The 12,940-nt window shown below is 45.5% G+C and carries 15 protein-coding genes and 1 pseudogene; all 16 read left to right on the forward strand.

Features of this window, described 5'->3' with window-relative positions; genetic code table 11:
- A partial coding sequence (locus V3S16_RS16990; RefSeq protein WP_413887106.1) for a motility protein A occupies positions 1–654 on the forward strand: 654 nt, incomplete at its 5' end.
- Positions 654–1,430 (forward strand): flagellar motor protein MotB, encoded by a 777-nt coding sequence (locus V3S16_RS16995; RefSeq protein ID WP_413887108.1) that lies wholly within the window; start codon positions 654–656, stop codon positions 1,428–1,430. The genes V3S16_RS16990 and V3S16_RS16995, both read left to right, overlap by 1 nt.
- 22 nt (positions 1,431–1,452) lie before the next feature.
- Positions 1,453–2,157, forward strand: a complete 705-nt coding sequence (locus V3S16_RS17000) for a flagellar motor protein MotB (protein ID WP_413887110.1) — start codon at positions 1,453–1,455, stop codon at positions 2,155–2,157.
- A 9-nt stretch (positions 2,158–2,166) separates the two neighbouring features.
- Positions 2,167–2,673, forward strand: coding sequence for a flagellar basal body-associated protein FliL (fliL, locus tag V3S16_RS17005; RefSeq protein ID WP_413887112.1), 507 nt, complete (start codon positions 2,167–2,169; stop codon positions 2,671–2,673).
- An 8-nt stretch (positions 2,674–2,681) separates the two neighbouring features.
- Positions 2,682–3,653 (forward strand): flagellar motor switch protein FliM, encoded by a 972-nt coding sequence (gene fliM, locus V3S16_RS17010; RefSeq protein WP_413887114.1) that lies wholly within the window; start codon positions 2,682–2,684, stop codon positions 3,651–3,653.
- A gap of 9 nt (positions 3,654–3,662) precedes the next feature.
- Positions 3,663–3,980, forward strand: a complete 318-nt coding sequence (fliN, locus tag V3S16_RS17015) for a flagellar motor switch protein FliN (protein ID WP_413887116.1) — start codon at positions 3,663–3,665, stop codon at positions 3,978–3,980.
- Positions 3,981–3,999: 19 nt separating this feature from the next.
- Positions 4,000–4,299: a flagellar biosynthetic protein FliO gene (gene fliO, locus V3S16_RS17020; RefSeq protein ID WP_413887118.1), complete on the forward strand. Its 300-nt coding sequence runs from the start codon at positions 4,000–4,002 to the stop codon at positions 4,297–4,299.
- A 70-nt stretch (positions 4,300–4,369) separates the two neighbouring features.
- Positions 4,370–5,092, forward strand: coding sequence for a flagellar type III secretion system pore protein FliP (fliP, locus tag V3S16_RS17025; protein ID WP_413887133.1), 723 nt, complete (start codon positions 4,370–4,372; stop codon positions 5,090–5,092).
- On the forward strand, positions 5,089–5,358 hold the full coding sequence (fliQ, locus tag V3S16_RS17030) for a flagellar biosynthesis protein FliQ (protein WP_413887120.1): 270 nt from the start codon (positions 5,089–5,091) through the stop codon (positions 5,356–5,358). Before fliP ends, fliQ begins: the two co-directional genes overlap by 4 nt.
- Positions 5,359–5,369: 11 nt before the next feature.
- Positions 5,370–6,152 (forward strand): flagellar biosynthetic protein FliR, encoded by a 783-nt coding sequence (gene fliR / locus V3S16_RS17035; protein ID WP_413887122.1) that lies wholly within the window; start codon positions 5,370–5,372, stop codon positions 6,150–6,152.
- A 2-nt stretch (positions 6,153–6,154) separates the two neighbouring features.
- Complete coding sequence (gene flhB, locus V3S16_RS17040) at positions 6,155–7,225, forward strand: flagellar biosynthesis protein FlhB (RefSeq protein ID WP_413887123.1); 1,071 nt, start codon at positions 6,155–6,157, stop codon at positions 7,223–7,225.
- Between the two features lies 1 nt (position 7,226).
- Positions 7,227–9,317, forward strand: a complete 2,091-nt coding sequence (flhA, locus tag V3S16_RS17045; RefSeq protein WP_413887125.1) for a flagellar biosynthesis protein FlhA — start codon at positions 7,227–7,229, stop codon at positions 9,315–9,317.
- Positions 9,307–10,359 (forward strand): protein FlhF, encoded by a 1,053-nt coding sequence (locus V3S16_RS17050; protein ID WP_413887127.1) that lies wholly within the window; start codon positions 9,307–9,309, stop codon positions 10,357–10,359. The genes flhA and V3S16_RS17050 overlap by 11 nt, the downstream gene beginning before the upstream one ends.
- Positions 10,356–11,270 (forward strand): MinD/ParA family protein, encoded by a 915-nt coding sequence (locus tag V3S16_RS17055; protein WP_413887129.1) that lies wholly within the window; start codon positions 10,356–10,358, stop codon positions 11,268–11,270. The genes V3S16_RS17050 and V3S16_RS17055 overlap by 4 nt, the downstream gene beginning before the upstream one ends.
- Positions 11,271–11,328: 58 nt before the next feature.
- On the forward strand, positions 11,329–12,033 hold the full coding sequence (locus V3S16_RS17060) for a FliA/WhiG family RNA polymerase sigma factor (protein WP_413887131.1): 705 nt from the start codon (positions 11,329–11,331) through the stop codon (positions 12,031–12,033).
- Between the two features lie 2 nt (positions 12,034–12,035).
- Positions 12,036–12,940 (forward strand): annotated as a pseudogene (locus V3S16_RS17065) (hypothetical protein); the annotation flags it as partial.

A 12,940-nucleotide genomic window follows, 5' to 3' on the forward strand; every position in this document is an offset into this window, starting at 1 on the left:
GTTGTCGGCGGCACTATGGGGGTGACAATGATTAATTATCCCCTAAAAGAAGTGCTGGGAGTTTTAAAGGTCGTTCGCAAAGCGCTTTTTTCCAGAACTATTGCGGTTAAAGAACTCATCGAGCGGTTTATCAACTTTGCCAATAAAACCCGCCGGGAAGGTATTTTGGCTTTGGAGAGCGAGCTAAAGGGGGTAAAGGACGAGTTTTTAAAAAAAGGGGTTCAGCTCTCTATTGACGGGCTGGAACCGCAAGAGATCAAAGATATTCTGGATACGGAGATCGACTTTATCAAAAACAGGCACAATTTGGGAGCGGAGGTTTTTACCACCATGGGAACATTTGCCCCGGCCATGGGTATGATCGGCACATTGATCGGATTGGTACAGATGCTCCAGAGCATGGATGATCCCAGCACCATCGGTCCGGCCATGGCGGTGGCCCTGCTGACGACCTTCTACGGCTCGATCATGGCCAATATCTTATTTATGCCTGTAGCCGGGAAGCTAAAGACGCGCAGCAAAGAGGAGATGCTGAGCAAGGAGATGACCATTCAGGGGATATTGTCCCTTTCCAATGGTGACAACCCCCGGGTTCTTGAGCAGAAACTCCTGGCCTTTATACCACCCAATCAGAGAGGGTCTGCTTTTAAGTAATGGCTGCCAAAAAGAGAAAAATAGATGATGAAAGCAAATCCAACATAGGAGTGACGATGATGGTTTCGCTTTTTCTGATATTGCTTACTTTTTTTATTTTACTCAATTCTATTGCGGTAATGGATGAGAGCAGAACGCGCCGGGCTATAGGGTCACTCATGGGGGCCTTTGGAGGGCTGCCCGGTGGATTGTCCCCCTTGGCTACCGGGGATGACATTATGCCGCCTTCAGCACCTCTGATGGAAGCGGATTTAACCCTCGCACAGCTTATGGCGTTAATGAATAAGCCTGTACCGGTAGCAGCAGGTGAAATCAGGGTTCACGAGATAGAAGAGGGAGAATCAGTTTCTATCAACGCAAAAGATCTTTTTACCAAGGATGGGGCCGGGATTAATCCGATATTGCGTCCTTTTTTAAGCAAATTGGGCCGCATTATCAAAAAGGGAGATTTTCCGGTGGAGATCATTGGGCATACCGATGCCGGCGCGTCTCAAGAGAAGGGATACACGTCAAATTGGGAGTTGTCGGCCCTATCGGCCTTGAGAGTGCTCAAATATTTTGTGTCAGAGAGCAAGATAGCCCCCCGGAGGTTTACGGCCTCCGGGCAAAGCAGTCACCATCCGATCGCTCCCAATGAAACGATACGTTCGAGGGCCGCAAACCGACGGGTTGAAATAATTTTACGATATAAAGCACCTGATTACGTTAAAAGGATTTTAAAAAAGAAATCCTCCGGCTACTTTACTTACAAGAAGTTTGACTTCAAAATTTTTTAAACAAGGGGTTAAGGAAAAAGCAGTGAGTGAAAACCAGGAAATTGATTCCAATGCATGGATGGTGACATTTGCAGACCTGGTTATGCTGCTGCTGACCTTTTTTGTACTTTTACTTACCATGTCTTCAATGGATGCAAAAAAGCTGGAGAATCTATTTACGCATTTTAAAGATGCAACCGGCGTGCTTGAATTCTCAGGCGCCAAGGAAGTTAGTGAGTTAGCAGCGTTTGTCAAAAAATATAGCGACACTTCAAATATGCTGGTGATTGATCAAAGCAAGTTTTTTGCTTCATTTGATCTGCCTGAAAGTTTACAAGTAATGAGGAAAAAACTGGAGTATAAAATGGACCTGATCGACGATGAGAGAGGCATTGTGCTGTCCTTCCACGAAGACATCCTTTTTGCTGCGGGGGAGGCCACCGCCGGAAAAGAGCTATTTCCTGTTCTGGATGCCATCGCCGAAGGCATCGAAGGCAGCAGCAATGATATTCTCATTATGGGTCATGCTGACAGCAGCCCGGTTGGCGACAACAAAAATAACACAAACTGGGAACTTTCAATTTCCAGGGGACTTAGCGTGCTTGAATATTTTTTAAAACAAAAACAGCTTGACCCTGAACGGTTTTCAGTTGGAGGTTACGGTGCTTCCCGGCCCGTGCATCCAGGCGATAGTCCGGAGCACCAAGCCTTAAACCGGAGGGTGGAGATAATTTTTAAACACTTGTAGGAGGTAAAGATGACAGAAGAAGAAGCCGTAAAAGATACTGAAGAAGCCGTAAAAGATACTGAAGAAGCTCAGCCGCCCAAAAAATCCAAGCTTAAGTTGATCGTTTTGGTAAGCACCGTTGTTCTTCTTGGTGTGGGTGGATTTTTTGGCTGGAAATGGTATGGCGGAAGAAAAGTAGCCAGTGCAACGACTCAAAAAGCGGATGAAATGCACATCATTTTTCCTCTCAAGTCGTTCATCGTCAATTTGGCCACTAAAAAAGGGGTCGGTAAAAGGTACTTAAAAGTTACGATGGAGATAGAGGTCGGCGGGGAAGAACAAAGAGCGCTGGTGAACCATAAGGTACCACAATTGAGAGATACTATCCTGCTAATGCTTTCCAGCCGGACCATAGCAGAGATTAATACCATGGAAGCAAAACTTGAACTAAAACAGGCGCTTTTAGCAAGAATGAACCGGGCTATAGGTAAAAATGTGATTCAAAGGGTATATTTTACAGAGTTCGTAGTGCAATAGGAACGACAATGGCAAACGTTTTATCACAGGATGAAGTTGATTCCCTACTTGAAGGGATTAGTGAAGGAGCGGTTCAAACCGAAACTGATGCCCCTGAAAGCGATGGGGAGATAAAGGCTTATGATTTCAGTATGCCGGCCGGCCCTGTTCATCTGAGGCTGCCTGCTATGGGAATAATAAATGAACGGTTTGTCGGCTTTTTAAGGACAAGGCTTCCCATGGTCAGCAGGTCGGTTATAGATGTAAATTTATCTTCTACCGAGTCGGTAAAATTCGGTGAATTCTGCCTTTCCATTCCGCTGCCGTCGAGTCTTAATATCTTTAAGATGGAACCTCTAAGAGGTTATTCTCTCCTTGTTCTGGAAGGTCCGCTGGTGTTTTCCTTTGTTGAAAGTTTCTTCGGTGGAAGGGGCGTGAGCCATGCCAAGCTTGAAGGCCGGGGTTTTACAACCATTGAAACAAAGATCGTACAGAAGATCGTCAAGATTGTCTTAAACGACTTGCAGGAGGCCTGGGCAGACGTTCAAGAGGTAAATGCCACTTTCACGCGCTCGGAGATGGACCCGCAGTTTGCGGCAATTGTAACACCCGACGATGTGGTGATTGTGAATAAATACCTGATAGACCTCGAAAGCGGTTCAGGCTCAATGACTATTTGTACGCCCTATACCAGTATTGAGCCGATAAAAAACAAACTTCAAACCAGGTTCCGCAGCGAAAGCGTGGAGACCGATAAAGCCTGGCGAATATATCTGGAGAAAAAAATATTGGAAATAACGCTTGAGTTAAGCTGTACCATGGGAAGAGCTACGATAAACAGCAAAGAACTTTTAGAGATGAAGGTTGATGATGTCATACCGCTGGATCAAAATATAGGTACGGCAGTTGATGTTAATATCGAGGGTCTTCTCAAATTCAGGGGTTATCCGGGATCTTGTAATAACAAGAAGGCCGTAAAAATAAGCGAAAAAATTTATTAGGAGCAAACTATGAGTCAAACAAAAGAAGATAATCAGGCGGATAGCGGCGGGTCCGGGCAGGAGCAGCAATACGATCTGGATCTTATTTTAGATATTGATCTCAATGTCTCGGTGGAGCTGGGTAAGGTCAAGATGCCGGTAAGTGAACTGCTGCAGTTAGGGCAGGGGTCCATCGTTGAACTGGCCAAATCGGTGGGTGAGCCGCTCGATATATATGTAAACAACACCTTGATTGCCAAGGGTGAAGTAGTAATTTTAGACCAAAAATTTGGCATAAGAGTGGCTGATATTATCAACCCGGTTGAGCGGGTTAAGTCGTTGAATTAATGAAGGTACAGGTGGAGTAGTGGAGTTGGATTTAGTAAATACCGGGCTTAAGACGATGGCCATGCTTTTTATTGTGCTTGGTTTCTTGATCCTGGTCCTCTATTTGGTGAAAAAGTTTATGTTGCCTAAGGGCAAGGCCAAAGGAGATATGCTAATTAAGGTTCTCTCAACGCTGTATCTGTCGTCCAAAGAGAGAGTCGAAGTTATAGAAATTTCAGGCGAAAAGATTGTACTGGGTGTCACGCCCGGCAGCATCAGATTTTTAACCAAACTAAGCGATCTCAAACAAGACCATAGGGCTATCGATGGAAACGGATAAGAATACCAGACCATGGAATAGTGAGCACTGCAAAATTCTATTTCTTTTCATCCTTGTCCTGATAATTTGCATGGGGTTTGCAAAAAATGTCTGGGCCGCCGGTATGTCTGTGCCTTCATTGCACATAGGAATTGAGAAGGGGGGGGATCCGGCTGACGTTTCTGTTTTACTTCAGATTATCTTTCTTTTAACTATTTTGGCCCTGGCGCCGGCTATTCTTATAATGATGACATCCTTTACCAGACTGGTTGTGGTTTTTTCTTTCCTGCGGCATGCTCTGGGTACCCAGCAGACCCCTTCGAACCAGATTATTGCCGGGCTGGCGTTGTTTTTAACCTTTTTTATTATGACGCCTGTTTGGCAAAAGATTAATAACCAGGCCCTGCGGCCGTACCTGGCGGAAGATATCTCTCAGGAAGCTGCTTTGAAGGCGGCTGTGAGTCCCATCAGGCAGTTTATGTTCAAACAGACCCGCAGCAAAGATCTGATGCTGTTTGTCCAGATGGCCAGCATGGAAAAACCCAAAAATACGGCGGATATCCCCATGCCTGTTTTAATCCCCGCTTTTGTCATCAGCGAGCTGAAAACCGCATTTATCATCGGGTTTGTTTTGTATGTACCTTTTCTGGTCATAGATATGGTTGTGGCCAGCGTGCTGCTCAGCATGGGGATGATGATGCTCCCGCCGATTCTGGTGTCTCTGCCGTTTAAGCTGATGCTTTTTGTTTTGGTGGACGGCTGGCATTTGATTGTGGGCTCACTGGTAAGAAGTTTTGGAGGTGGCGTAATATGACGCCCGAATTTGTTATCTCTTTTGCTCAGGAAGCCATTAAAGTTACGATCCTTGTCTCCATGCCTATGCTCGGTTTCGGTCTTGCCGTGGGCCTGTTGATAGCCGTTTTTCAGGCGGTGACCCAGATACAGGAAATGACTCTGACATTTGTGCCCAAGATACTGGTCGTATTAATGGCGCTTTTATATTTTGCCGGCTGGATGCTGGAGCAGTTGATGCAGTTTACAATAACAATTATCGAACAGATTCCATTTTATATCAGATAAAGGAGGCCGTTGTGGATCTGTGGGCCGTATCCCATCAAGAAGTTAAGGCATTCTTACTTGTATTGATAAGGGTAAGTACAATTTTACTTATGTTCCCCTTCTTTAACGCACGGGTGATACCGTTTTTGTCCAAAGCCGGGCTGGCCATTACTGTTACTATAACCCTCTTTCCGGTTTTGAATCATGAAATGGTTGCATTTCCTGAAACGGTATTGGGGGTAATGCAGCTGATCATCGCCGAATTAATTATCGGCATAATTTTAGGTCTTCTGGTGCAGGTATTTTTCGAAGGAGTAAGGATGATGGGGCAGACGGTAGGCTTTCAGACAGGTTTTGCCATGGCTAACATCATTGACCCCCAAAGCGGTTTTCAGGTTGCAATTTTATCAAACCTGGCCTATCTGGTGGCCTTTACACTTTTCCTTTTGTTAAACGGCCACCACATATTACTTAATGCCGTCAGGGAGAGTTTTACAATTCTACCGGTGGGCGCCTTAAGTTTAAACAGTGAGCTATTTGAAAAGCTTTTGCCTTTGTATGGAGAAATGTTTGTAATTGCCATAAAGATAGGGGCGCCGGCCATAGCTGCGCTCCTTTTTACCAAGGTGGCCTTCGGGCTGGTTACCAAGCTGATACCCCAGATGAACATTATGATTGTAGCATTTCCTATCCAGATAGTCATCGGCCTTTTCTTTTTTGGTACATCCCTGAACGTGCTTTTGAGATTCATGGAGAGATATCTTAGCGGCCTTGGTGCCTTGCTGGTTAATACGATGACCTGGCTGAAGGTGTAAAAATGGCTGAAGAGAGTAATGAAGAAAAAACTGAAGAACCAACACCCCGGAAGAGGCAGGAACTCAGGGAAAAGGGAGAGGTGGCCAAAAGCAGAGAGCTGCCTTCGGTAGCGGTGCTTTTGGCCAGTTTGATGGCCTTAACCTTTTTTGGGTCTTTTATGTACTCCCAGATCCAGCTTGTTATGCAAGGGACCTTGTCGCTGCCGATGCTGAATGATTTGAATGTTTCTGATTTTATCATATTTGCTCACAAGATGACCATTCGGTTTATCTTGGCAATCAGTCCCTTGATGGCGGCTGTTTTTATTACAGCGATTCTATCCAATATCATACAGGTAGGCTTTATACTGTCGAGCGAATCGATTACGCCTAAGCTGTCAAAATTAGACCCCATTAAGGGCTTTACAAAGCTTTTTTCCAAACAGTCTCTTATGGAGCTGGGCAAGAATTTCTTAAAACTGGCCATTATTGGCGCTATTTCTTACTACACCATAAAAGCCGAGATGAAAAATGTTCCCATGCTGGGAGAGCTGGGAGTGAAGGCGATTTGGGTTTATATTCTCACTGTGTTTTTAAAGATATTTTTGCGGTGTACTCTGGCAATGGTCTTTGTGGTGGTCATCGATTATGCCTTCCAGCGCTGGGAGTTTGAAAACAAGATCAAGATGGGCAAGCAGGAGATCAAGGATGAGCATAAAAAGACCGAGGGTGATCCGTTGATAAAGTCAAGGATCAAAAGCATTCAGATGGAGATGGCCCGCAAGAGGATGATGCAAGACGTTCCGGAGGCGGATGTGGTTATCACCAACCCCGTCCGTTTGGCTGTGGCCGTCAAATACGATTCTTCTGACATGGGTGCGCCTAAAGTACTTGCAAAAGGGGCCGGAGAAGTCGCCAAAAAGATAATAGATTTGGCCACAGAACATGATATCCCCATCCTGGAGAAAAAGGAACTTGCTCAAAGCCTGTATAAGCTGGTTGAAATCGGTCAAGAAGTACCGGCGGTGCTCTACCAGGCTGTGGCCGAGGTTCTGGCATATATTTATAAACTAAAGGGTAAATTAGGATTGTAAAATGGAAGAGGCTTTAAATCCAAAACTAGATTCCACTGATGCCAGTGAGTTGATAACCGTCGTTGGAGTGGTCACTGTGCTGGTGGTAATGATCATCCCTTTACCGTCTATCATTCTGGATTTCCTTCTGGCTCTGAATATCACCATGGCGATCACAATCCTTTTGATTGCCATGTATACCTTGAAGCCTCTGGATTTTTTCGTATTCCCATCGCTGCTGCTGGTGACGACCCTCTTTAGGCTTTCTCTGAATGTGGCCTCAACACGGTTGATACTTTTGCACGGCCATGAGGGCCCCCTGGCTGCCGGCAAGGTTATCAAGTCTTTCGGCAGTTTTGTGGTCGGTGGCAATTACGTGGTCGGCATGATTGTATTTATCATCCTGGTAATCATCAATTTCGTTGTTATCACCAAGGGTGCCACCCGGATCGCCGAGGTCGCCGCAAGGTTTACGCTCGATGCCATGCCCGGCAAGCAGATGAGTATCGACGCCGATCTGAACGCCGGGATGATAGATGAAAATGAAGCTAAAGGGCGCAGATTGCAGATCGCACGGGAGGCTGAATTCCATGGTTCCATGGACGGCGCCGTCAAATTTGTCAGGGGAGATGCCATTGCCGGCATTATAATTACTCTTGTTAATATTATTGCCGGTTTTATCATCGGCGTTTTCCAGCAAAAAATGTCCATCATGGATGCGGCCCAGAATTATACGCTTTTGACCGTCGGAGATGGTCTGGTGTCACAAATTCCGGCGCTCACCATATCGACCGCCGCCGGTATAGTTGTCAGCCGGGCGGCTTCAGATGCAACCCTGGGGAAAGATTTCGCCAAACAGTTCTTGAATTATCCCAAGGCCGTTTATCTTTCAGCCCTTACAATCTTTTTTTTCGGTCTCATTCCCGGTTTGCCGCATTTTTCGTTTATTGTACTTTCAGTCCTCATCGGGGGGGGCATGTACGTGTTTAGCAAAAAAGAGGAGGCCTTAAAAGAAAAGACAAGTGAAGACCAGGAGGCGAAACCGGCTGAAACGGGGCCGGAACCTGTCGAACACCTGCTAATGGTTGATCCTCTCGAACTGGAAGTAGGATACGGTCTCATTCCACTGGTAGATAAAGAACAGGGAGGAAAGTTTTTAGAGCGGGTACGCTCGATCAGACGGCAGTTTGCGCTTGAGATGGGCATAGTTGTACCTCCGGTGCATATCAGGGACAATCTTCAACTGAATTCCTCCGAGTACCAGATTCTTTTAAAAGGGGTCAAAGTTGCCGGCGCTGAATTGATGGTGAATCACTATATGGCGATGGATCCTGGCGATAGTACGAGAAAAATTGAAGGGATTGAAACCACGGAGCCGGCATTTAACTTGCCGGCAATCTGGATACCCGAGGCTCAAAGGGAGGAGGCCAAGCTTTCAGGGTATACGGTAGTGGATGATGTCACGATAATGGCCACCCATCTGACGGAAGTTCTGCGTAAGCATGCGGCCGAATTGTTGGGGAAGCAGGACGTCCAGAATCTGCTGGACCATTTAAGCCGGCCTTATCCCAAGGCCGTGGAGGAACTGGTGCCGAACCTTCTTTCCTTAGGAGGCGTGCAGAAGGTTCTGCAAAATCTTGTTCAAGAGCGCATATCTATCAGGGATCTGTTGACCATCGTTGAAACTTTAGCCGATTGTGCGGCATTAACAAAAGACCCGGATCTTTTAACCGAATATGTCAGGCACAAACTTTCCAGATCATTTGTCAGCCCATATTTAGGTGAAGATGGATTGCTAAAGATGATAACCATGACCCAGGAAGTGGAGGAAGTACTGCAAAAAGGCCTCCAACAGACAGAGCACGGCGGCACATATCTTTCCATCGATCCCAAGGTCGCAGATTCCATTATATCTTCCATCAAGGATGAGGCCGAAAAAGCCATGGCAAAAAATATTCAGCCGATTCTGCTGACGTCACCTACAGTGCGGCGGCATTTAAAGAAAATGGTTGAATATTTTGTCCCCTCCCTGATGGTATTGTCCCAGAGTGAACTGTTAGGTGATATAGGGCTTAAATCAATTGGAGAGGTAGGTTTGAATTATGCAGGTTAAAAAATTTCGCGCCAAGACAATTAAAGATGCTACCGCCAAAGTCAAAAAAGCCTTGGGATCGAACGCAATGATCATTTCTACTAATAAGTTAACGCAAAGCGGTGCCGGCAATCTTTTTGAAATCGCTGCGGTACCGGCGGGCGCTGATAGTTTCAACGAAAATAAGGACCCGTTTAGTCAAGTGAAATCAGAACTGATGAGCATAAAAGAGATGATTTGCCTTTTGAATCAATCCGGCGGTGTTTTGGAAAAACTGATAATGAACCCTGTTCTGCTCAATCTTTATGCAAAACTGATCACAAACGGAGTCAGTGATTACAATGCCAGGCTTTTTCTGGAAAGGGCCGGAGCGTTCAACGGGCAGGCCGGACGGGGGAACGATGTCAAAAAAAAGGTCGTCAATGAGATTGCAAAGGTCATAAAGATAAAAGATCCGTTTGAGGCCACTGGTAACAAACAGGTAATAGCGGCTTTTATCGGGACAACAGGGGTGGGTAAAACCACTACCATCGCAAAATTAGCGGCGCAGCTTATGCTTAAAGCAAGGAAAAAGGTAGGTTTAATTTCAATAGACACTTATCGCATAGGGGCCATGGAACAGCTCAGGACCTATGCAAATATTTTGGGCGTTCCCTGTTTCCAGGCATTTAAACGAAAAGATTTATTTTTTGCTCTCAAAAGGCTGGCAGAAAAAGATGTTGTTTTGATCGATACCGCCGGCCAGAGCCAGTATGACAGGGCCAGGATCGAGGAGTTAAATAGGATGATACCCGGCGATTTGGCGATTGACTCCCACCTGCTTTTGAGTGTTGCAACCACTGAATCTGAGATGAACAAGACCGCCGTCAATTTCAGCCCTTTAAAATTTCAGAGCTATATATTTACTAAAACAGATGAAACGGAAAGATTTGGTTCAGCTATAAACCAGCTGACTAAATTAAATTTGCCTGTCTCTTACATTACCACCGGACAGAATGTGCCGGATGATATCGAGCAGGCAGATAAAGTTAAAATCATAAATATGTTATTGGAGAAAAGATGATGGATCAGGCTACCCCTTTGAGAAGTATTGTTAAAAAAGAATCCGGAAAGATTCATAAGCTTTCAACGTATCGAGAGGACCGATCGCCGGCAGCAATAAACGGCCCGGCAGTTGTTGCCGTTACCAGCGGCAAAGGAGGGGTCGGCAAAACAAACGTTGTCGGCAATCTGGCTGTTGCCTATCAGCGGATGGGAAAAAGGATCTTGATTTTTGATGCCGATTTAGGGCTGGCAAATATTGATATTATCTTTGGGATCAATCCTAAGTATACTATCGAAGATGTCGTCAGGGGTGAGAAAGAGCTATCTCAGATTATCGTTGAAGGCCCCGAAGGTGTATCCATCATACCTGCCAGCTCCGGAGTCCAGGAATTAGCTCACCTCTCAGAAGGTCATAAAATCAACCTCTTAAATGAATTTGATATGCTAAACAGCAGATTTGATATTCTGTTAATTGATACCAGCGCCGGGATTTCCTCAAATGTAATCTATTTTAATCTGGCGGCACAGGATAGAATTATCGTTGTAACTCCGGAGCCCACATCGATTACCGATGCTTATGCCCTTATGAAGGTTATGTTTAACCAGCACGGGACCAAAAATTTTAGCATATTGATGAATATGGTGAAAGACGAAAAAGAGGCGAAATCTGTTTTCAAACACCTTGCCATGGTCGCCGCAAGATTTATGGCAAGTATAGCCATAGATTATGTTGGATTTATTCCCTGGGACCGACACTTGCTTAAAGCGGTAAGCAAAAGAGAGCCGGTCACTTGTTGTTATCCGGAAGCATCATCGAGCCAAAGCTTTAAAGTGCTGGCTAAATTCCTTTTAAGCCGCATGAACGGAAAGCCAAACGACGGGAATATAAAATTTTTTTGGAAAAGGCTGATAAACGGAGCTATGGATTAAGATAATGAAGGCCGGGGTTGATAGATATCAACAAAATTTCCGATTAGGTCGGGAAAATATGGATGAAAAATCCAGGGAAGAGCTTATTCTCGAATACGCTCCCCTTGTCAAAAAGATTGTTGACCGGATTGCGATTAGACTACCCCCCAACATATCCAAAGAAGAACTGACCAGTGGGGGGATCATGGGATTGTTCGATGCTATTGATAAATTCGATTCAGGAAAAGGAACGCAGTTCAAGACATATGCAACTCTCAGGATAAAAGGGGCGATTTTAGATGAATTAAGAAGAATGGATTGGGTTTCCAGGTCTATCAGGCGAGATATCCACAAGTTAGAGGAGGCCAGGAGAACCATTGGAGTGCGGCTTGGCAGGGAACCGGAGGATTTTGAAGTCGCCGAAGAGATGGGGATCGACCTTGATGCGTATCATAGAATGACAACAAGGGCACAGGGAATCGGCCTTTTTAGCCTGGATGGAATAGTGCCGGACTGTTATAATTCCAAGGCTGCCAACCGGACCGCGGAGACTTCTTCACCTTTTAATGAATTAAAAAGAAAAGAACTTAAACAGATTATTGCTGGAACGCTTGCACAACTTTCGGAAAAAGAGCAGCTGGTTATGTCTTTATACTATTATAATGAACTGACGTTAAAGGAAATAGCCCAGGTGCTGGATTTAACGGAATCGAGGATATCCCAAATTCATTCAAAGGCAATCATAAAATTAAGGGCTAAACTTCGGTCCTATGATGAAGGTTAGTAATGACTGCGGCAAATAAGGAAGAAGATAACGAACCTCTTTCCCAGGAAGAGTTGGACAAGCTGGTTGCAGGAGATGAGCCGGATGAACCGGCTTCCGGGGACGCAGGAGATGAGCTGGATGAACCGGCTTCCGGGGGCGCAGGAGATGAGCTGGATGAACCGGCTTCCGGGGGCGCAGGAGATGAGCTGGATGAACCGGCTTCCGGGGGCGCATTAGATGAGCCTCTTTCCCAGGAGGAGTTGGACAAGCTGGTTGCAGGAGATGAGCCGGATGAACCGGCTTCCGGAGGCGCATTAGATGAGCCTCTTTCCCAGGAGGAGTTGGACAAACCGGTTGCAGGAGATGAGCCGGATGAACCGGCTTCCGGGGGCGAATTAGATGAGCCTCTTTCCCAGGAGGAGTTGGACAAACCGGTTGCAGGAGATGAGCTGGATGAACCGCCTTCCGGGGACGAGTTGGATGAGCCAATTTCCGGAGATAAGCTGGAACCTGAAATAGATTATCAAGAAATACCGCAAGAGAAGGATGCTGAAGATCCCGAGAGAAAGTATAAAGGCAAAAAAAAGCTAATAAGATATGTTGCGGAAAAATATAAGAGTAAAAGAAAGCTGTTCATAGCTGCGGCGATAGGATTATGCCTGCTGACTGGAGCGGGATATCTTTCTTTGCAAAATAAAAAAGAAAAAGTGCCTCAGGTGAAAAAACTGCCGGTTATGGCCGGACGCTCACTTGTATTTGATTCCTTTGTTATTCCTTTCAGAGAACATGATAAATTCGCATATTTATCTTTAGATATTTCTTTCAGGTTGATGGACAAAGAGTTAGCGGAGGAAATGACAGCAAAGAGAGATCAGCTCAGAGGAATCATCTACGATCTATTGAGAGAAGAGATAAACAAGACCGG

Source organism: Candidatus Desulfatibia sp. (assembly GCF_036446775.1).
GTDB lineage: Bacteria > Desulfobacterota > Desulfobacteria > Desulfobacterales > UBA11574 > Desulfatibia_A.